The following is a 19,352-nucleotide window of genomic DNA, read 5'->3' as shown; positions in this document are numbered from 1 at the left end:
CTTCCCGGTTCAGACGGGCAGCAGGGAACGGTCGGACTCGGTCAGGACCAGGATGTCGCTGGTCAGCGGGGCGTAGACGCGGCGCAGCAGGGCCGGGTCGGCGGCGCTGGCGACGGCCGCGAAGACCGCGCGGGCCAGGCGTTCGGCGAGGGCCGGCGGCACCGCGGCGCGGGCGGCGACGTCGGCGAGGAAGTCGACGTGCACCTCCTGGTCGTACAGGTGCTGATAGGACCACAACGGCTCCGAGAGCGTCGGTGGCAGTTCCGCCGCGAGGTGGTGCACCCAGCCGTCCGGCAGGCGGGTGGCCAGGGCGTGCAGCACGCCCCGGACGGCGCGCCGGGTCTCCTCGGCGGTGGCGAGGCCGGTCTTCTCGCGGATCTCCGCGATGAACACGTCTTCATACATGCGGCGAACGCTGCCCAGCGCACAGGTGAAGCACCATCACCAGCAGGGAGCGAACGACGCGACGCCCCGCGCTCATCCGCGGTGGGTGGGACGACGTCACCCGGGCGGGGCCCAGCATGGCCGCGTACATCCCCTCACCGTTGGGAGACCTCCTGATGGCATTCCTGGTGACCCGACCTCGAGCGTTCACGTTCCCGGCGGCGGCGCTGCCCCGCATCGGCGGCGTGCCGGTCGACATCGAGGAGACCACCGACGCCTACCGGGTCGACCTGGACCTCCCCGGCGTCGACGCCTCCGATGTACGGATCGACCTGCGGGACAACGAGATCCGGGTGGCGGGCAGCTACCGTGCCCGCAGCCGCACGGGCACGATGCACCACCACGCGCGGCAGGAGGGCGAGTTCGAGTTCCTCGTCGCGCTGCCGGGCGACATCGACGACGACCGGGTCGAGGCGGACCTCGACAGCGGCGTGCTGAGCATCGTGGCGCCGAAGGCGCGCGGTGAGCAGAGCCGCCGCATCACGGTCAAGGGCGCGTCCCAGAGCGGGAAACGCGTCCTGGAGCAGCAGAACGCCGGTGCGGGCGCGCAGAGCGCCGGCCGGCTGGAGCAGCAGCAGGCGCGGAGCCGGCCCGAGGACCCGGCGGAGACGCCCGCGGCGCAGGCGAAGCAGATGCGTGAGGGCCAGTCCCGGCCCGGACCGGCGAGCCAGCAGGCCGGCAGCACCGGGACCGGCAGCACGGGGCAGGTCGGTCGCAGCGGCATGAGCTGAGACCGCGGCCGTTCGGGCCCGCAAGGCGCGCGACGTGAGACCGGCCCGCGGTGCCAGCTGTGGGCCGGCCACCCGTCGACGCGGTCGGCGCACCAGTTGGGGGGACCGATGACGGTTGACACCCGCGACTACTACGCAGACCTCGGCGTGCCGAGGAACGCCCGCCGGGAGGACGTCCGGCGCGCGTACCGGACCCTCGCCCGCCTGCACCACCCCGACGTGAACCGCGAACCCGGCGCGGAGGAACGCTTCAAGGCGATCGCCGAGGCGTACCAGGTGCTGTCCGACCCGCGGCGGCGCCGGGCGTACGACGCGAGCCTCGGCCCGGGCGAGGCCCCCGCGGCCTCTGCCGCCTCCGGGGCCGCTGGGGCCGCTGGGGCCGCTGGGGCCGCTGGGGCCCCTGGGGGCTCTGGGGACGACTGGCTCGGCAGCCTCTTCCGCGACGGCCTCGGCGGGTCCGGACCCGGCCCCGGGCGCCGTCGGCCCCCGTACAACCAGCCGGGCCCACGGGACCGGGCGCCGGGCAGGGCCGGCGCGGACACCGAGGCCGAGCTCGCCGTCGGCGTCGAGGACGCCTACCACGGCGGCCGGCGCACGATCACGCTGCCGGGACCCGCCGGGCGGCCGCGGCAGTACACAGTGGACATCCCGGCGGGGGTCGCCGACGGGCAGCGCGTCCGGCTCGCCGGGCAGGGCGGGCCCGGCAGCGACGGCGGGCCGTCCGGGGACCTCTACCTCGTCGTGCGGTTGTCGCCGCATCCGCGGTACCGGGTCCGCGGGCGGGACATCATGGTCGAGCTGCCGGTCACGCCGTGGGAGGCGGCGCTCGGCGCGCCCGTGCCGGTCCAGACCCCGGGCGGGCAGGTGCGCATGGACGTGCCTCCCGGCTCGTCGTCGGGGCGCCGGCTGCGGCTGCGCGGGAAGGGCCTGCCCAATCCCCGGGGCACCGCCGGCGACCTGTACGCCAAGGTCCGCATCGTCCTCCCGCCGGACCTGTCCGAGCGCGAGCGGCGGCTCTACGCGGAACTCGCCGCGGCGTCCACGACCGACCCCCGGAGCCCCGCATGAGCTTTCCACTGGTACGAGCGGCGCGGCTGCCGCTGGAGGACTTCGCCTCCGCGGCCGGGCTGCATCCCGAGCTCGTGGCACGGCTGGTCACGCTGGGGCTGGTGGAGGTCACCGCCGGCCCGGGCGGCACACCCGGCTTCGCCGTGCGGGAGCTGGCCACCGTGGCCCGCATCCGCCGGCTCCACGACGATCTGACGCTCAACTACGCCGCCGTCGGCGTGGTGCTGGACCTGCTCGACCGGATCGACGAACTCGAAGACCGACTCGCTAGGAGGGCATGATGCTCAGAAGAGAGGCGTGGCTGCTCGGTGTGCGCGGGGTCCTCGCCATCGCGTTCGGGATCCTCGCGGTCATCTGGCCCGCGGTGACGGTGATCGCGCTCGCGCTGCTGTTCGGGATCTTCGCGGTCGCGACCGGCATCGAGCAGCTCGTGCACGCGATGCGCCCGTCCGCGGGCGCGACGAACCCGGTGACCGGCTTCGCCGACGGCACCGGACCACGCGTGGCGCGGGTGGTCGCCGGGCTGTTCGGCCTGGCCGCCGGCGTGCTCGCGCTGGTCTGGCCGGGCATCACCGTGGTGGTGCTGGCCGTCCTCGTCGGGGCGTGGGCGATCGTGACCGGCGTCGCCGACCTGTGGCTCGCCACCCGCCAGCACGGCGGCTGGACCGTGGCGCTGGTCGGCGCGATCTCCGTGGTCGCCGGGCTGTTCGTCGTGGTCCGCCCGGCCGCCGGCGCGGTCGCGATCGCGTGGGCGATCGGCCTGTACGCCATCGTCAGCGGCGCACTGCTCCTGGTCGCCGCCTACCAGCTCACCCACCAGGGCCGGGGCCGCCTCTCCGCGGCGCACTGAGCCGGCGGCGGGCTACCGCGACTGCGAGACGTGGGCGTGCACGATGCGCCAGCCCTCCGGGAGGCGGACCCAGGTCTGGGACTGCCGCCCGGGACGGTCCTCGCCGCCGGGGTAGTCGAACATCGTGGTGACGGTCGCCAGGTCGGTGCCGAACGTGGTGACCCTGGTGCCGAACAGCCGCCGCCCCGGTGGCAGCTGCGCCTGCGCGGCCCGCCACGCCCGGAGCTCCCCGGCGCCGGTCTGCCGGTCGGCGATGCCGAAGCGCACCACGGCCGGCGAGTCCCAGAAGGCCTCGGCCAGGGCGGCGGTGTCGTTGGCGACGAGCGCCTTCTCGTACGCCACGAAGGCCGCCGTCACCTCGGCGACGACGTCGTCCCGGTCGATCCGCACGGCGGTCCCTTCTGCTGCGAACGGCTTGCACGACGTTCCCCGTGGTCCCTGAGCGCGGTGGTCCCTGAGGATGAGGGACCACCGCGCCGTTGGTGAGGCTAGACCGCCGGCGCCGGCCCGCCGGTGGTGGCGGGTGCGGCGGGTGCGGCGGGTGCGGCGGGTGCCGTCAGGGTGGCGGCGGCCGCGAGAGGACCGGCCGCCGGGACCGTAGTGTCCGGGGCGGCGGCGGAGGGGGCGCCGGACGGCTCGCCCTCGCCGTGCAGGCGGTCCAGTTCGAGCTCGTCGGCGTCCTTGGCCCGCGGCTGCGGGCGGCTCAGCGCGAACAGTCCGCACACCACCGCGACGAACAGGTAGCCGAGCGCGACCTGGCCGTTGGCGTTCCAGGCGACCTTCTCCCCGTGGATCAGCCCCACGAAGGCGAGGACCGCCCCGGACAGCGCGAAGATCCCCGCGTGGACGAAGCGTTTGTCGATGATGAACGCGACGATCGACCCGAAGACGAGCCCGGCGAGGATCGCGCCCTGCCCGAGGGTCAGCAGCCCGCTGTAGATGACGCCGTTGCCGGCCAGGGCCGCGTCGCCGACCTTCGCCGCGGTGGTGCCCGCCGCCGCGAGGGAGTTGTCGATCTGGCTGGTGGCCCACTGCGCGATGTTGGGGATCAGCGCCGCGATCACCGCCGCGGCGTGCGCCCTGGGCGAGAACTGGAACGCCTGCGCGCCGATCAGCAGGCCGATGTACAGCAGGATCGGCACGATCGCCGGCAGCGGGAAGATCGCCCCGAGGAAGCCGAAGAGGCCGAGGAAACACAGGACCGCGATGACGATGCCGGTCGCCATCGAGTAGCCGCTGCCACCGCCGGCCTTCTTCCAGCCGGGGTGCCCGACGTACACGGCGGGCGGGAACGGCGAGCCGAGCGCCGCGCCGATGATCGCCCCGGCGCCGTCGGCGAGCAGGACGCTGCGCAGGTTGTAGTTGTCGCCGGCGGCCGCGGCGCTCTCCACGTTGGACATGCCCTCGGTGAAGTTGTAGACGCCGAGCGGGATCGCGGTCGCCAGCAGCGGCGCCACGTCGGACAGGCCCGAGGTGAGCAGGTCCAGGTGCAGGCCGGGCAGCGCGAAGCCGATGTCGTCGACGGCGGCGCTGACCGCGTTGCCGTCCATGGCGCCGCCGGCCCAGCCGATCGCGGTGCCGACGAGCAGCGCGGCGAGGCCGATCGGGAAGTTGCCGGGCAGCTTCGTGTCGGTGAGCAGGCCGATCAGCAGCAGCGCGAACACCGGCAGCGCGACCCAGGCCAGGTCCCACATGCGGGCGGCGGGCAGCATCGAGATGAACGTGATGCTGATGCCGGCCAGGGTGCCCAGGAGCGCGGCCCGCGGCGCGTACCTGCGGATGTACGGGCCGATGAACGCCCCGACGACGACGATGACGCCGATGATGAACGCCCAGGCCAGGCCGGCCTTCCAGGCCATCGTCGGGCTGTTCGTCTTCAGGTACACGGGCAGCATGATGACGAAGATGACGATGAACATGTGCGGGACGCTGGGCCCGTAGGGCAGCGCCGTGACGTCGGTGCGGTGCTCCTTGCGGGCGAGGCGCCGGGCCAGGAACGTGTAGTAGACGTTGCCGGCGACGAGCGCGATGCCGAGCGCAGGCAGGATCGCCTGGAAGACGTCGCCTTCGCTGAGCTTCACCACGAACAGGCACAGCGAGGTCAGCGTCAGTACGTTGACGAGCACGTTGACGCCGAAGCCGAAGAAGGCGTTGGTGTCACCGCGGACCCACCACGGGACCTTGAGGGATGTGTCGGTGGACATGGCTCACGTCCTCTGCAGAGACGGTTGCAATGCGGCGATGAAGGAGGTGGAGGGCGCGACCCAGCCGAAGATGCCGCCCTGCGCGGCGATCATCGCCAGGCCCGCCTCCTGGAACTGCGGGAAGTACGAGCCGACACAGTCCGACAGCACGAGACACTCGTAGCCGCGGTCGTTGGCCTCCCGCACGGTGGTGTGCACGCAGACCTCGGTGGTCACGCCGGTGACGACGAGGCTGCGGATCCCGGCCGCCGCGAGCACCTCGCCGAGCTCGGTGCGGTAGAACGCGCCCTTGCCGGGCTTGTCGACGACGAGCTCGCCGGGGGCCGGCGCGAGCTCGTCGATGATGCCGTGGCCGTGCTCGCCGCGGACGAGGATGCGGCCCATCGGGCCGGGGGCGCCGATGCGCAGGCTGGGGTCGCCGCGGTGCAGCTTCGCCGGTGGGCAGTCGGACAGGTCCGGCAGGTGCCCCTCACGGGTGTGGATGACGGTGAGGCCGGTCGCGCGGCAGGCCGCCAGCAGCGCCGCCGTCGGCTCGATGACGCGGCGCAGCTGCGCGACGTCGTTGCCGAGGGTCTCGCCGAAGCCGCCGGGCTCCATGAAGTCGCGCTGCATGTCGATGACGAGCACGGCGGTGGTGGCCGGGTCGAAGGTGAAGGGTCCTGGCAGTGCGTCCACTGTGGCCATCGGGGGCTCCTACGAAGACACGGTCGCCGCGATCACGTCCGCGGACGTGGCGACGCAGCCGAAGACCCCGCCCTGCATGGTGACCATGTGCAGGGCGGCGTCGTGGTTGGACGGGTCGGTGGCGCCGGTGCAGTCGCTCAGGATCAGGCACTCGTAGCCACGGTCGTTCGCCTCACGCATCGTCGTGTGCACGCACACGTCGGTGGTGATGCCGGTCAGGATGATGTGGGTGATGCCGTGGGTGCGCAGCACCAGGTCGAGGTTGGTGGCGTAGAACGCGCCCTTGCCGGGCTTGTCGACGACGACCTCGCCGGGCGCCGGCGCCACCTCCGGCACGATCTCCCAGCCGGGCTCGCCCTTGACGAGGATCCGGCCGCACGGCCCGGTCGAGCCGATCTCGGCGCCGATCCGCGCGGACCGCCAGCGCTTGTTGGGCGGCAGGTCCGACAGGTCCGGGTCGTGCCCCTCCCGGGTGTGCACGACCAGCATGCCCAGGCCGCGCACGTGGTCGAGCAGCTTCGCGGTCGCCGGCAGCCCCGCGCGGGTCAGGCCGATGTCGTAGCCCATGCTGTCGACGTAGCCGCCCGGGCCGCAGAAGTCCGTCTGCCAGTCGATGCACAGCAGCGCCGTGCGCCCGACCGGGACCGAGCCGTCGTAGGGCCAGGCGTAGGGCCTGGCGCCGACGACCGGGCCGATGCTTGCACTCATTGCCCCTCCTCTTGCCGGTGTGCCCGAAAGCCCCCGCTCGCGGTGATGTCCTGCGCGGTGCCGGCGGCGTACGCCTCGCACAGGAACCCCTGCACCGTTGCGCCGTCCACCGTGGACAGATAGCCGATCGACAGCGGCGCCGTGACGCTGCCGAGCAGTGCGCCCACCGCCGCGGTCGGCAGCCGCCAGATCTCGACCTCGATGTGCGCGCCCTGCCCGTCGCCGACCCGCACGAGGCCGGGCACGCCCGTCGGCAGCAGGTGCAGCCGGTAGCACGCCTCGGTCCGGGTGGTGCGCACGAACCTCCCGCCGAGCGCGACCAGCTCGGCGTTGCGCGACCCGCCGCGCAGGTGGTGCCCGGCGACGGCGAGGTCCACGGTCGCCGGATGCGTCTGGTGTACCTGCGGCGCCTCGCCCCTGAACGCGGCGGCGAGCCCGAGCAGCGTGCCCTCGGCGAAGGCCGGGCCGATCAGCGACAGGCCCGCAGGCCGCCCGTCGGGTGTGGTCCCGTTGGGCACGGCGACGACGGCGAGGTCGAGCAGGTTCGCGAACTGCGTCCAGCGGCCCAGGACCGCGTTGCGGCGCAACGGCTCCTCGGCGATCTCGTCGAGGGTGAACGTCGTCGGCACGGTCGGCAGGATCAGCACGTCGATTCCGGCGAACAGCCGCGCGGTCTCCTCCTTGAGCACCTGCAGCCGGTGCTGTGCCCGGAACGTGTCGGCGGCGGTGAACGCGTGGCCGCCCTCCAGGATGCCGCGGGTCAGCGGCAGCACGTCGGCGCCGTGCCCGCGCAGGAAGTCCTCGAGGTCGGCCAGGCGTTCGGCGACCCACGGGCCCTCGTACAGCAGCGCCCCGGCCGCCAGCAGGGGGGCGATGCCGACCTGGTCGGTGGTGGCCGTGAGCCGCGCGGCGGCGAGGCAGCCGGCGACGTAGCGCTCCGCCTGGCCGTGGTCGCCGTCGAAGTCGAGGGCGCCGGGGCGGGCGACGCCGAGGCGGACGGCCGCCGGTGGGAGGCTTTCACCGGTGGCCGCCCGCGACCAGGGGTCCCCGGCCGCGGGTCCCCGCGTCACCTCGAGGACCGTTCGGGCGTCGGCGACGTCGAGCGTGAAGATCGAGACGCAGTCGAGGGACCGGCACGCGGGCACGACGCCGGTGGTGCTGAGCAGCCCGCGGGTCGGTTTGAGCCCGACGATTCCGTTGAGCGCGGCGGGCACCCGGCCGGAGCCGGCCGTGTCGGTGCCGAGGGCGAACGCGACGACGCCCGAGGCGACCGCGACGGCGGAGCCGGAGCTCGACCCGCCGGCGATGAGCCCGCCGCCGTAGACGCTCTCGACGGCGCCGTAGGGGGAGCGGGACCCGGTGAGCCCGGTCGCGAACTGGTCGAGGTTGGTCTTGCCGACGAGCATCGCGCCGGCGGCGAGGAGCTTCTCCACGACGGGCGCGCTACGGGACGGGGTGTAGGCGAACGCCGGGCAGGCGGCGGTCGTCGGCATGCCGGCGACGTCGATGTTGTCCTTGACGGCGAACGGGATGCCGTACAGGGGGAGGAGGTCCGGGTCCAGGTCCCGCAACTGCCGTGCACGGGCGCGGAGCTCCTTGGCCGGCACCCGGCTGATCCAGACCCCGGGCGCGGACGGCGCGGCGGCGACCCGCTCGGCGACGTCGCCGGGGGTGAGGGTGCCGCTCAGGTACGCGTCGCGAAGCGCGGCGATCCCCGCTCGGGTGGCCAGTGCGGTCATACTGTCGATTGTCGACAGTTCTGTTACGCCCGACCGCGGCGCTTGTAACGCGCCGATGTCCAAGGTGCAGTACCCGACAGTTGCTCGTATGTGATCGCCATCACTGCGACCCTGCCGCGATGAGACGACTGTCCCGGATCGGGCTCGCGGTCATCGTCGGTGTCGGCTTCACCGTCGCCGCCGTGGGCCCCGCACACGCGGCACCACCGGTCGCCACACTCACCATGAGCGGTGAGATGCACTACGAGGCGGCGCTCAACCAGGCCAACCGGCTCACCATCAGCAACCCGTCGGCGGGCGTCGTCGCCTTCACCGACGTCTACCCGATCACGTTCAGCACCCCGGACGGGAGCACCTGCAGCTACCCGTACGCCAACAACCAGAACACCGTCCACTGCGTGCACGGCTCGACGTTCCTGGACATCAAGACCTACGACCTCGACGACGTCATCGACAACCGGTCCGCCTCCAACATGCACGCCTTCGGCGGCGACGGCAACGACGTCATCAAGATGGGCGGCCACCCCACCTCGGGGGCGGCCGGCGACGCCTCGGGCGGTGAGGGCGACGACATCTTCTACTCCGGCCCCGGCGACGACTGGCTCTTCGGCGGCAACGGTACGGACACCGTCACCTTCCAGGGCCGCCAGGCGAAGATCACGGCGGACATGTCGGGCGGCGGCGACCCGCTGACCGGCGAGCACGACGTCTTCGGCCAGATCGAGAACCTCACCGGCGGCGGCGCGGCCGACAAGCTCACCGGCGACGCCGGCGCCAACGTCATCGACGGCGGCTGGTACACCACGCCGTGCTTCCCGTACCCGACGGGATCCGCGCAGCTCGCGCCCACCGCCATCCAGGCGCCGCCGCCGTGCACCACGTACTCCGGCGACGACGTCATCGACGGCGCGGGCGGGCCCGACACGCTCCGCGGCCGGCAGGGCGCCGACACCATCAAGGGCGGCACGGGCAACGACGTGCTGTACGGCGATGCCGGCAACGACACCCTCGACGGCGGCGCGGACTCCGACCTCTGTTACCCGGGTGCCGACGGCGCCACGACCATCAGCTGCTCCGTCCTCGTCCCGATCCCGTGAGCGCACTGCCGTAACGGCGCGCGGCATGGCAGGATCCGGCGATCCCTTCGGCTCCGGAGCCTGCCATGCCGTTCGTCCGCATCCCCGCCGGCGCGCCCGTGCCGCCCGTCTGCCCCCGCCACGGCCGCCACGTCGCGAAGCCGCGGGAGATGGCCTTCCTGTCTGCGCTCGCGCCGTGGATGTGGCCGGTCTCCGTCCTCGGCGGGCGCCTGATCTACCACCTCGTCCTCCGGCCGCTGCGCAGGGAGGTCGTCGTGCCGGCCTGGCCGTGGTGCGGCCGCTGCGAGCTGCGCTTCGCGGTCCCGGTCGGGGCCGGCTACGCCACGTTCCTCGGCAGCGTGGCCGTCGCCGTGGCCGCCGTCGAGCGGGACCCGTCCACGCCCGGGTACTCCACCATCGGCATCGCCCTGCTGTGCGCGGTCGCCGGTCTCCTGGTGGCCGCGAGCAGCACCCGCACCCTCGTGGCGGGGGCCCGGGTCAGCCGCGACGGGCTGTGGCTGGAGGTGCGGCACGCACACCCGGCGTTCCTCGCGGCGCTGCGGTCGCAACCGGCACCCGGCTATCCGATGCCGGCCGGCTTCACCGTCCCCGCCACCGCTCGTCTCGACAGGCCCGCCGCCGTCGACGCGTCCGCCGCGGTCGAAGCGCCGCCGTCGCACGGCTGGGCCGCGCCCAGCCCCTGACGGCGGTGCGCGCTCAGGGGAGGTAGGAGCGGGCGCCGTGCTCGTCGAGGGCGGCGAGCACCGCGGCGGTGTCGCGGGCGGACACCGCCGCGAACAGCCGCTCGTGCCGGTGCACGCCGTCGTGCGGGCGGGCGACCTCGGCCTCCCGGCGCAGGTTGAGCGCCATGTACAGCTGGATCTTGACCAGGATCGACTCGTAGACGTCCGTGAGCTGACGGTTGCCGGCGAGCGCGACGACCGCCACGTGGAACTCGCGGTGCGCGGTCGCCACGTCGAACTGGTCGCCGCGCGCGTCGGCCTCCTGCATCGCCTTCACCGCGGCGGCGACACCGGCCAGGTCGGCGTGCGGGTCGGTGACCGAGACGGCGTGCCGCTCCAGCACGTCGCGGACCTCATACAGCTCCTGGATGTCGCCGGCCGACAGGGTCGCGACCCGGACGCCGCGGCGCGGCACGTGCTCGACCAGCCCCTGCTGGGCGAGCAGGCGCAGCGCCTCCCGCAGCGGGGCGCGGCTGATGCCGAAGCGCCGGGTCAGCTGCTGCTCGACGAGCCGCTCACCGGGGTCGGTGGCGCCGCTGAGGATCTCCCGGCGCAGCCGCGACACGGCGAGCTCGACCAGGCTCGCGCTGGCCAGCTCCTCGGACGCTGCGGGCTTCACCCGCCCAGTGTCGCAGACTCCGCCGGTCAGACGCTCTGGAGCCGGTGCAGCCTGGCGAACAGGCCATCGGCGGCGATGAGCTCGTCGTGGGTGCCGAGCTCGGCGAGCCGGCCACCGGACAGCACCGCGACCCGGTCGGCGCCGCGCACGGTGGCGAGCCGGTGCGCGACCACGAACGTCGTCCGGCCCCGCATCAGCCGGGTCAGCGCCTCCTGCACCAGCGACTCGGACTCGCTGTCCAGCGCCGACGTCGCCTCGTCGAGGAGCAGGACGCGCGGGTCGCGGACCAGCGCCCGGGCGATCGCCAGCCGCTGCCGCTGACCGCCGGACAGCAGGGCGCCGCGCTCGCCGACGACGGTGTCCCAGCCGTGCGGGAGCCGCTCGACGAACTCGAGGGCGTTGGCGTCGCGCAGCGCCCCGACGACGGTGTCCTGTGTGATGCCGCGCAGGCCGTACGTGACGTTGTCGAGGATCGTGCCGTCGAACAGCACGGACTCCTGCGGCACGACGGAGACGCTGCGGCGGTAGCTGCGCAGGTCGATGCGCTCCATGTCGACGCCGTCGAGCAGGATGCGCCCGTCGGTCGGCCGGATGAACCCGATGAGCAGGTTCAGCATCGTCGACTTGCCGGAGCCGGACGGCCCGACGAACGCGATGGTCTCCCCGGGCCGCACGTCGAGGTCGACGCCGGTGACCGCGGGCGCCGCGCCGCCGGTGTACCGGTAGCCGACGCCCTGCAACGTGACCGCGCCCGCGACCGCGGTGACGACCTGCTTGCCCTCGTTGCGCTCCAGGTCCGGCGCGGCGAGCACCTCGCCGATCGACCGCACCGACTCGAGCCCCTTGGTGATGATCGGGGCGAGCCCGAACAGGCCGATGACCGACGAGGTGAGCACCGCGAAGTACGTGCTGAGCAGCACGACGTCCCCGGCGCTCACCGGTGCGGACCCGCTCCACGCGGCCCATCCCGCGGCGATCAGGCAGGCGGCGCCGAGCAGCTGGTACGTCACCCAGGACAACGCGCCGAACCTGCCGTTGATGAGGTCGAGCCGGCGGCCGGCGGCACGGACCTCGTCGACGGTGCCGCGGACCCGGTGCAGCGCCTCGGTCTCCAGGGCGTGCGCGCGGGTGATCGGCATCAGGTGCGCCATCTCGTCGACGCGGGCGGAGAGGTCCTCGACCCGGCGGCGGAACTCCTCGTTGCGGGCGCCGGAGCGGCGCCGGACCATCGCGACCAGTCCCGCGGTCGCCGGGACCACCAGCAGGAACAGCGGCACGAACTGCGGCACCCGGACCGCGGTCAGGCTCAGCGCGCCGGCCAGCGTCAGCACCGCCGACGTGCCCGACGCCGCCACCTGCTGGAGCATCATCTCGACGTTCTCGACGTCGCGGACGACCTTCGTCTGCAGCACGCTCGCGCCGGCCTTCGTGTGGAAGCTGATCGACAGCTGCTGCAGCCGGCCGGCGAGCGCGGAGCGCAGGTCGGTGCCGAGGTCCCGCACGACGATGCTCATCTGGGCGACCCAGAACATGTGCACGGGGATGTTCTGCAGCAGGATCACGGCGAGGACGGCCGCGTTCAGCCACAGCTGCACGAGCGGCCGGTGCTCGACGACGACGTCGATGATGTTGGCGGTGAGCAGCGGCAGCAGCCAGATCGGACTGTCCTTCACCGCGAACGCCACGGTGGCCAGAATGATGCGTCCCTTGCGGGGTGCGAGCAGCCGGACGGTGGTGCGCAGCGGCCTGCGGCCGTCGAAGTCCATGCGCCCATCCGATCGCATGGCGCGGGACGGCTCAACGTCACCGTGGTCACAGGGGTCATCGCTGTCGGAGGGTGGCGGTAGCCTGCTCCCATGACGCAGCCACCCTACGGGCAGCAGGACCCATATCAGCCCAACCCGTATGGCCAGCCCCAGTATGGGCAGCAGCCGGCCGACCCGTATGCGCTGCCCGCCGGGCCGCAGCAGCCGATGTCCGGCCCGCCGGCGTCGGGCCCTCCCGGGTCGAGCCCGCCGTATTCGCCGACCTATCAGCTGCCGGTCTCCGGTGCCCCGACGTCCGGCGGCTACGACCCCTATGCCCAGCAGCAGGCGGCGTATGGCCAGCCCGGCTACGGCCAGCCGGGCCACGTCGTGCCCGTCCTCGGCGTCGCCAACGCCGGCTACGACCCGGTGACCGGCCAGCCGTATTCGGACAAGTCGAAGCTCGCCGCGGGCCTGCTGCAGCTGCTGCCGGGCCTGTTCCTGGCCCTCGGCGGCATCGGCCGGCTCTATGCGGGCAACACCGCCATCGGCGTGACCCAGCTGATCCTCAGCGTCGTGGTCGGCTGGTCGGCGTTCTGGTGCGGGTTCTTCCTCTTCGGCCTGACGTGGCTGGTGTCGCTCGGCCTGTGGATCTGGTTCGTGGTCGACGGCATCATCCTGCTGGCCGGCCGCCCCGTCGACGGCCAGGGCCGCCCGCTGCGCCCGAACTGACCGCACCCCCCGCGCCGCACGCAGGGTGGACTACGCAGCGCAATGAGGCCGGAGATCAATTTGCTGGCCGCCTGTAAGGTGCCCTTAGGCGGTCAGCGCGGCACGGACCTCCCACAGCTGTTTCAAGCGGCCCGGGACCTGCCCACAGCGCTGTCTCAGTCAGCCCGGGTCCTGCGCGTCAGCCGGTCCTCAGGCCCGAGAAACCGGTGCCCGAGGACGCAGTGCAGCCGCACGTGCCGCACCGGGCCGCCGGTGCTCCACGCCGGCCCGTCGTCGCGCGCGGCCGCGGGAAGCCCGCACTCGGGACAGTCCACCAAGGTCGTCGTCATGCCGTGGGACACGCGGGGCCGGGCCACCGGGCTCGGCCCCGTCACCAACCCGACGCGGGGCCGGGCCGTCGGGCTGGGCCCCGTCTCCAACCCGACGTGGGAGCGGGCCATCGGGCTCGGCCCCGTCACCAACCCGACGTGGGAGCGGGTCAGAGGGTGCGGGGGAGGCGGACGCCGCGGATCGAGGCGTCCAGGACCTGCGCGGTGTGCGCGGTGTGGATCGTGGCACCGGTGGCGCGGCCGCCCGAGGCGATCTGCATGAGGCAGCCCGGGTTGGCGGTGACGAGCCAGTCGGCGCCGGTGGCCAGGACGTCACGGGCCTTGCGGGTGCCGAGCTGCGCGGCGGGGTCCGGGTTCAGGACGTTCCACACCCCGGCGGAGCCGCAGCAGATCTCCGGGTCGGCGATCTCGCGCAGGGTCAGGCCGGGGACGGCGCGGAGCAGGTCGCGGGGCTGGGACCGCACCCCCTGGGCGTGGGCGAGGTGGCAGGCGTCGTGGTACGCCACGGTGACCGGCAGCGGATGGCGCGGGGCGGCCGGGCCGAGCGTGGCGAGCAGCTCCGAGAAGTCGGTGACGCGGGAGGCCAGCCAGGCGGCGCGCGCGGCGTAGACGGGGTCGTCGGCGAGCAGGTCGCCGAGCTCCTTCAGCGACGAGCCGCAGCCGGCGGCGTTGACGACCAGCGCGTCGATGCCCGCGCCGGCGAAGGTGTCCACGATGCCGCGGGCGAAGCGCGCCGCCTCGGCGCGGCGGCCGCTGTGCACGCTGAGGGCGCCGCAGCAGCCCTGGCCCGGCGGGATCACCACGTCGCAGCCCTCCGCGGCGAGGACCCGGGCGGTGGCGGCGTTGACGGCGGGGAAGAACGCCGACTGCACGCAGCCGGTCAGCATCCCGACGACCGCCCGGCGGGTGCCCAGCGCCGGCAGCGACGACGGCAGCGGCACGGAGGGCCGGACCGGCGGGGCGAGCGCGGCGAGGGTCGACAGCCGCCCCGGCAGCCGGTCCAGCAGGGGTGAGCCGAGCCGCTGGTACAGCGCCAGTGGCCCCTTCAGCGCCGCCAGCCGGCGTGGGTGGGGGAACAGGCCGAAGACCAGCGAGCGCAGCGCCCGCTCCGGCAGCGGCCGGGGGTGCCGTTCCTCGACCACGACCCGGGTCTGTTCGATGAGGGTGTCGTACCGCACGCCGGACGGGCAGGCGGTCACGCAGGCCATGCAGCCCAGGCACGCGTCGAAGTGGCCGGCCGCGGCGGTGGTCAGCGGCTCGCCCTCCAGCTGTTGCAGCATCAGCTGGATCCGGCCGCGCGGCGAGTCCATCTCCTCGCCCCACAGCACGTAGGTGGGGCAGGTGGGCAGACAGAATCCACAGTGGACACAGTCGGAGACGAGATCGGGATCGATGGACATCAGATGCCTCCCACGAACCGCCCCGGCGCGAGGATGCCGAGGGGGTCGAACTGCTCCTTGACCCGGCGCATCAGGTCGAGACCGTCGACGTGCCCCCACACGTCGACCCGCGAGCGGACCCCCGGCGGCGAGGTCAGCACCACGCAGTGCCCGGCGCCGGCGCGGGTCGCGGCGCGCAGGTCGCTGACGACGCCGACGACCGAGCCCGGGTCGGTGTCGCCGGGCAGGCCCGCGTAGAGGACGCCGGTGCCCGCGGAGCCGCGCACGTGCAGCGCGACGTCGTGCAGCTGCGCGGTGACGCCGGCGGCGGTCAGCAGGTACGGCACCCGCGACAGCGCCGACGTGAGCTTGATGCCGATGTCGCCGGCCCGCCACGGGTAGGTGCCCCAGCCCGGCGGCGGGGCGTCGGCGGTGACGGCGTCGCCGCCGAGGAGCTTCTCCAGGTCCGCGGCCCGCTGCGCGACGCCGTCGGGGACGCCCTCGACCAGGGCGGTGACGGTGAACGGGTCGGTGTCGATCTCCAGGGCGCTCGGGACGACCTGCGCGCCGAGGACCGCGGACAGGGCCCGCGCGGCCTCCTCGGGGCCCTCGACGCGCACCGACACGAAGCGCCGCGCGGCCGGCAGGGGATGCAGGCGGAAGGCGCACTCGGTGATGACGCCGAGGGTGCCGTACGACCCCGCGACCAGTTTGCCCAGGTCGTAGCCGGCGACGTTCTTCACGACCTTGCCGCCGGCCTTCGCCACGACGCCGTCGGCGCGCACGACGGTGACGCCGATGAGCAGGTCGCGGACCGTGCCGTACAGCATGCGGCGCGGCCCGGACGCGTTGACGGCGACGGTCCCGCCGACGGTCGCGCCCGGCAGCGGCTCGTCCAGCGCCAGTTGCTGCCCGGCCGGCCGCAGCGCCTCCTGGACCTGGCGCAGCGGCGTACCGGCGCGGACGACGGCGACGAGGTCGCCCGCGGCGTGCTCGACGAGCCCGCAGAGCTTCGCCGTCTCCAGGATGAGGTCGAGCCGCTGGGGTGGCAGCGCCCAGTCCTGGCGGGTCCCGGCGCCCCGGACGACCAGTGCAAGATTGTCACCGGCGGCGCCGCGCAGCACGTCGGCGACCTCGGCGGTCGAGGCCGGCGTGGCGACGGCGGCGGCCGGAACCCCCGCGATCAGCGCAGTCATCTTCTAGAAAACCTCCGCGATGCCTGGCTGGTGCAGCGGATGGGTGCCCTTGTGCCGGCCCGGCACCTCGCCGCACAGGCGGGGTGTCGGGAACACCTTCCCCGGGTTCGACAGCCCGTGCGGGTCGAACGCGCACCGCAGCAGCTGCATCGTGTCGAGGTCGGCGTCGCTGTACATGCTGGGCAGGTGCTTGGCCTTGTCGACGCCGACCCCGTGCTCGCCGGTGATCGACCCGCCGTGCTCGACGCAGATGTCGAGGATCGCGCCCGACACCGCCTCGGCCCGCTCGGCCTGGCCCGGGACGGTCTCGTCGAACAGCACCAGGGGGTGCAGGTTGCCGTCGCCGGCGTGGAAGACGTTGGCGACCCTGACGCCGTGCTCGCTCGCGATCTCGGCGATGCGGGTCAGGACCCGGGGCAGCGCGGTGCGCGGGATGACGCCGTCCTGGACGATGTAGTCGGGGCTGATCCGGCCGACGGCGGCGAACGCTGACTTGCGCCCCTTCCAGAACAGGGCCCGCTCGGCGTCGTCGGCGGCGATGCGGATCTCGAACGCGCCGTGCTCCCGGCAGAACGCCTCGACGGCGGCGAACTGCGCGTCGACCTCGGCGCGCGGCCCGTCGAGCTCGACGATGAGGACCGCGCCGGCACCGCCCGGGTAGCCGCAGTGCACCGCCGCCTCCGCGGCCTCGATCGCCAGGGCGTCCATCATCTCCACAGCGGCGGGCACGACCCCGGCGGCGATGATCGCCGAGGTGGCGGCGCCGGCCTGGTCGGTGCCGGGGAACGCGGCGAGCAGCGTGCTGACCGTCTCCGGCAGGCGCACGAGCCGGACGGTCACCTCGGTGGCGATGCCGAGGGTGCCCTCGGAGCCGACGAACGCGCCGAGGAGGTCGTACCCGGGTGCGTCCGGCGCCCGCCCGCCGAGCCGGACGAGGTCGCCGTCGGGCGTGACGATCTGCACGCCGGTGACGTGGTTGGTGGTGAACCCGTACTTGAGGCAGTGCGCGCCGCCGGAGTTCTCCGCGACGTTGCCGCCGATGGAGCAGATCTGCTGGCTGGACGGGTCCGGCGCGTAGTAGTAGCCGTGCGGCGCCGCGGCCCGGCTGACCTGCAGGTTGATCACGCCGGGCTCGACGACGGCCCGCTCGTCCTGCGGGGCGACCTCGCGGATCGCGCGCAGCTGGGAGGTGACGATGAGCGCGCCGTCGGCGTGCGGCAGCGCCCCGCCGGACAGGCCGGTGCCGGAGCCGCGGGCCACGAACGGCACGCCGTGCTCGACGCACGCCCGCACGGTGCCCGCGCACTCCTGGGCGGTGCGCGGCAGGACCACGACGGCGGGCACGACCCTGTAGTGGGTCAGGCCGTCGCACTCGTAGGTGCGCAGCTGCTGCCGGTCGGTGAGGACCTGGTCCGGGCCCAGGAACTCCCGTAACCGCCGGGCGAGCGCTTCGACGCTCATGGCATGCGTTCGTACGCCGGCAACGTCAGGAAGTCGACGAACTCGTCCGCCACGGCCACCTCCATGAACAATGCGCGGGCCTCGGCCAGGTCGCCGCGCAGCTGGGCCAGCTCCTCGTCGGCGATCCGCTCGACCAGCGAGCGGGTCACCGGCTCGCCCGTGTCCGCCAGGGTGACACCGGTGTGCAGCCACTGCCAGACCTGCGACCGGGAGATCTCCGCGGTCGCCGCGTCCTCCATCATGTTGTTGATCGCGACGGCGCCGGTGCCCTTGAGCCACGCGTCCAGGTACTGCACGCCGACGCTCACGGCGTTGCGCAGCCCGGCCTCCGTCTGCGTGCCCGGGGTGGCACCGACGGCGAGGAGGTCGGCGGCGGACACCATCACGTCGTCGCGGAGCCGGTCGAGCTGGTTGGGCCGGTCGCCGAGCACCCCGTCGAACACGCTGCGGCACGGCTCGACCAGGTCGGGGTGCGCGACCCACGAGCCGTCGAAGCCGTCGCCGGCCTCGCGGGTCTTGTCGGCGGTGACCTTCTCCAGGGCGACCTTGTTGACCTCCGGGTCGCGCCGGCTCGGGATGAACGCGGCCATGCCGCCGATCGCGTGCGCGCCCCGCCGGTGGCACGTGCGCACCAGCAGCTCGGTGTAGGCGCGCATGAACGGCACGGTCATCGTCACCGTGTTGCGGTCCGGCAGCAGGAAGTCCCTGCCGCGGGCCGCGTCGAGGAACCTGGACTTCTTGATCACGCTGAACATGAAGTCCCACCGGCCCGCGTTGAGCCCCGCGGAGTGCTCGCGCAGCTCGTACAGGATCTCGTCCATCTCGAACGCGGCCGGGAACGTCTCGATCAGCACCGTCGCCCGGATCGTGCCGCGGGGACGGCCGAAGCGCTCCTCGGCGAAGGCGAACACCTCGTCCCACAGCCGCGCCTCCAGGTGCGACTCCATCTTCGGCAGGTAGAAGTAGGGCCTGGTGACGAGATGGTTGTGGAAGAAGTAGAGCCCGAAGTCGGTCAGTGACCCGGACGTCGGCGCCCCGTCGACCAGGATGTGCTTCTCCGGCAGGTGCCATCCGCGGGGGCGCATCACGACGGTCGGACGGGGGCCGTCGGTCAGCTCGTAGTGCTTTTCGCCGGAGGTGTACGACAGTGCGCCGGCATTCGCGTCGCGGAGGTTGAGCTGCCCGCCGATCACGTTGGCCCACAGCGGCGTGTTGGCGTCCTCGTGGTCGGCGAGCCACACCTTCGCGCCGGAGTTGAGCGCGTTGATGGTCATCTTCGCGTCGGTCGGCCCGGTGATCTCGACCCGCCGGTCGACGAGGCCCGGTGCCGGCTCGGCCACCCGCCAGTCGCCCTCCCGGATCTCGCGCGTCTCGGCCAGGAACCCGAACGTCCCGCCGGCTGCCAGCTCCGCCTCGCGTTCCCTGCGGGCCTGCAGGAGCTCCAGCCGCCGGGCGTCGAACGTCCTGTGCAGGTCTGCCAGGAAACTCTGAGCTTCTTCGGTGAGGATCTCGGCGAATCGTTCGTCGAGCGGTCCGGTAATCTCGACGCCCTGAACAGTGCCCATGTCATGACCCTATCGGCTGTGATGCCACCCGGGGCGTGTCGCGGCGCGTGTGATATGGGAAGCTCTGGCGAACAAAACT

At 73.5% G+C, this 19,352-nt stretch carries 19 protein-coding genes; 7 read left to right on the top strand and 12 right to left on the bottom strand.

What is annotated here, in order from left to right; translation table 11 throughout:
* Positions 1-9: 9 nt before the first annotated feature.
* Positions 10-405, bottom strand: a complete 396-nt coding sequence (locus ACZ6TV_RS50210) for a DUF2267 domain-containing protein (protein ID WP_465307914.1) — start codon at positions 403-405, stop codon at positions 10-12.
* Positions 406-560: 155 nt separating this feature from the next.
* Between ACZ6TV_RS50210 and ACZ6TV_RS50205 the strand changes: the two genes are divergently transcribed.
* From ACZ6TV_RS50205 to ACZ6TV_RS50190, 4 genes are all read left to right on the top strand, one after another.
* Positions 561-1,175 (top strand): Hsp20/alpha crystallin family protein, encoded by a 615-nt coding sequence (locus ACZ6TV_RS50205; RefSeq protein ID WP_465307912.1) that lies wholly within the window; start codon positions 561-563, stop codon positions 1,173-1,175.
* A gap of 108 nt (positions 1,176-1,283) precedes the next feature.
* A complete protein-coding gene (locus ACZ6TV_RS50200) occupies positions 1,284-2,243 on the top strand; it encodes a DnaJ C-terminal domain-containing protein (protein WP_465307910.1) in 960 nt (319 codons plus the stop codon).
* The gene (locus ACZ6TV_RS50195; protein WP_465307908.1) at positions 2,240-2,524 is read left to right on the top strand and encodes a chaperone modulator CbpM; all 285 of its coding nucleotides are present in this window, start codon (positions 2,240-2,242) and stop codon (positions 2,522-2,524) included. The genes ACZ6TV_RS50200 and ACZ6TV_RS50195 overlap by 4 nt, the downstream gene beginning before the upstream one ends.
* Positions 2,521-3,093 carry an HdeD family acid-resistance protein gene (locus ACZ6TV_RS50190; protein ID WP_465307906.1) on the top strand — a complete coding sequence of 191 codons (573 nt, stop codon included), beginning with the start codon at positions 2,521-2,523 and terminating at the stop codon, positions 3,091-3,093. Before ACZ6TV_RS50195 ends, ACZ6TV_RS50190 begins: the two co-directional genes overlap by 4 nt.
* Before the next feature lie 12 nt (positions 3,094-3,105).
* Here the strand turns inward: ACZ6TV_RS50190 and hpxZ are convergent, their stop codons facing one another.
* From hpxZ to atzF, 5 genes are all read right to left on the bottom strand, one after another.
* Positions 3,106-3,483, bottom strand: coding sequence for an oxalurate catabolism protein HpxZ (gene hpxZ, locus ACZ6TV_RS50185; protein ID WP_465307904.1), 378 nt, complete (start codon positions 3,481-3,483; stop codon positions 3,106-3,108).
* Between the two features lie 98 nt (positions 3,484-3,581).
* Positions 3,582-5,297 carry a SulP family inorganic anion transporter gene (locus ACZ6TV_RS50180; RefSeq protein ID WP_465307902.1) on the bottom strand — a complete coding sequence of 572 codons (1,716 nt, stop codon included), beginning with the start codon at positions 5,295-5,297 and terminating at the stop codon, positions 3,582-3,584.
* 3 nt (positions 5,298-5,300) lie between these two features.
* Positions 5,301-5,981, bottom strand: coding sequence for a cysteine hydrolase family protein (locus tag ACZ6TV_RS50175; RefSeq protein ID WP_465307900.1), 681 nt, complete (start codon positions 5,979-5,981; stop codon positions 5,301-5,303).
* A gap of 9 nt (positions 5,982-5,990) precedes the next feature.
* The gene (gene biuH / locus ACZ6TV_RS50170) at positions 5,991-6,689 is read right to left on the bottom strand and encodes a biuret amidohydrolase (RefSeq protein ID WP_465307898.1); all 699 of its coding nucleotides are present in this window, start codon (positions 6,687-6,689) and stop codon (positions 5,991-5,993) included.
* Positions 6,686-8,428, bottom strand: coding sequence for an allophanate hydrolase (atzF, locus tag ACZ6TV_RS50165; RefSeq protein WP_465307896.1), 1,743 nt, complete (start codon positions 8,426-8,428; stop codon positions 6,686-6,688). Before atzF ends, biuH begins: the two co-directional genes overlap by 4 nt.
* A gap of 119 nt (positions 8,429-8,547) precedes the next feature.
* Between atzF and ACZ6TV_RS50160 the strand changes: the two genes are divergently transcribed.
* Together ACZ6TV_RS50160 and ACZ6TV_RS50155 are read left to right on the top strand one after the other, a co-directional pair.
* Positions 8,548-9,525, top strand: coding sequence for a calcium-binding protein (locus ACZ6TV_RS50160; protein WP_465307894.1), 978 nt, complete (start codon positions 8,548-8,550; stop codon positions 9,523-9,525).
* A gap of 65 nt (positions 9,526-9,590) precedes the next feature.
* Positions 9,591-10,208, top strand: a complete 618-nt coding sequence (locus ACZ6TV_RS50155; protein WP_465307892.1) for a hypothetical protein — start codon at positions 9,591-9,593, stop codon at positions 10,206-10,208.
* Between the two features lie 13 nt (positions 10,209-10,221).
* Here ACZ6TV_RS50155 and ACZ6TV_RS50150 read toward each other — a convergent pair whose 3' ends face one another.
* Together ACZ6TV_RS50150 and ACZ6TV_RS50145 are read right to left on the bottom strand one after the other, a co-directional pair.
* Positions 10,222-10,866: a GntR family transcriptional regulator gene (locus ACZ6TV_RS50150; RefSeq protein ID WP_465307890.1), complete on the bottom strand. Its 645-nt coding sequence runs from the start codon at positions 10,864-10,866 to the stop codon at positions 10,222-10,224.
* A 26-nt stretch (positions 10,867-10,892) separates the two neighbouring features.
* Complete coding sequence (locus ACZ6TV_RS50145; RefSeq protein WP_465307888.1) at positions 10,893-12,632, bottom strand: ABC transporter ATP-binding protein; 1,740 nt, start codon at positions 12,630-12,632, stop codon at positions 10,893-10,895.
* 90 nt (positions 12,633-12,722) lie between these two features.
* On the opposite strand from ACZ6TV_RS50145, the gene ACZ6TV_RS50140 reads away from it, so the two are divergent.
* Positions 12,723-13,343 carry a hypothetical protein gene (locus ACZ6TV_RS50140; protein ID WP_465307886.1) on the top strand — a complete coding sequence of 207 codons (621 nt, stop codon included), beginning with the start codon at positions 12,723-12,725 and terminating at the stop codon, positions 13,341-13,343.
* Between the two features lie 478 nt (positions 13,344-13,821).
* Here the strand turns inward: ACZ6TV_RS50140 and ACZ6TV_RS50135 are convergent, their stop codons facing one another.
* From ACZ6TV_RS50135 to aceB, 4 genes are read right to left on the bottom strand one after another with little or no spacing between them, the layout of a single operon-like run.
* On the bottom strand, positions 13,822-15,072 hold the full coding sequence (locus ACZ6TV_RS50135) for a (Fe-S)-binding protein (protein WP_465307884.1): 1,251 nt from the start codon (positions 15,070-15,072) through the stop codon (positions 13,822-13,824).
* Positions 15,072-16,247, bottom strand: coding sequence for an FAD-binding oxidoreductase (locus ACZ6TV_RS50130; RefSeq protein ID WP_465307882.1), 1,176 nt, complete (start codon positions 16,245-16,247; stop codon positions 15,072-15,074). The genes ACZ6TV_RS50135 and ACZ6TV_RS50130 overlap by 1 nt, the downstream gene beginning before the upstream one ends.
* A gap of 3 nt (positions 16,248-16,250) precedes the next feature.
* On the bottom strand, positions 16,251-17,708 hold the full coding sequence (locus ACZ6TV_RS50125; protein WP_465307880.1) for an FAD-linked oxidase C-terminal domain-containing protein: 1,458 nt from the start codon (positions 17,706-17,708) through the stop codon (positions 16,251-16,253).
* Positions 17,705-19,273, bottom strand: a complete 1,569-nt coding sequence (gene aceB / locus ACZ6TV_RS50120) for a malate synthase A (RefSeq protein ID WP_465307878.1) — start codon at positions 19,271-19,273, stop codon at positions 17,705-17,707. Before aceB ends, ACZ6TV_RS50125 begins: the two co-directional genes overlap by 4 nt.
* Positions 19,274-19,352: the final 79 nt, after the last annotated feature.

It is taken from the genome of Dactylosporangium sp. NPDC051087, assembly GCF_055586325.1.
Note: the sequence above shows the minus strand (reverse complement) of the source record. Positions and strands in the feature narration are given on the sequence as shown.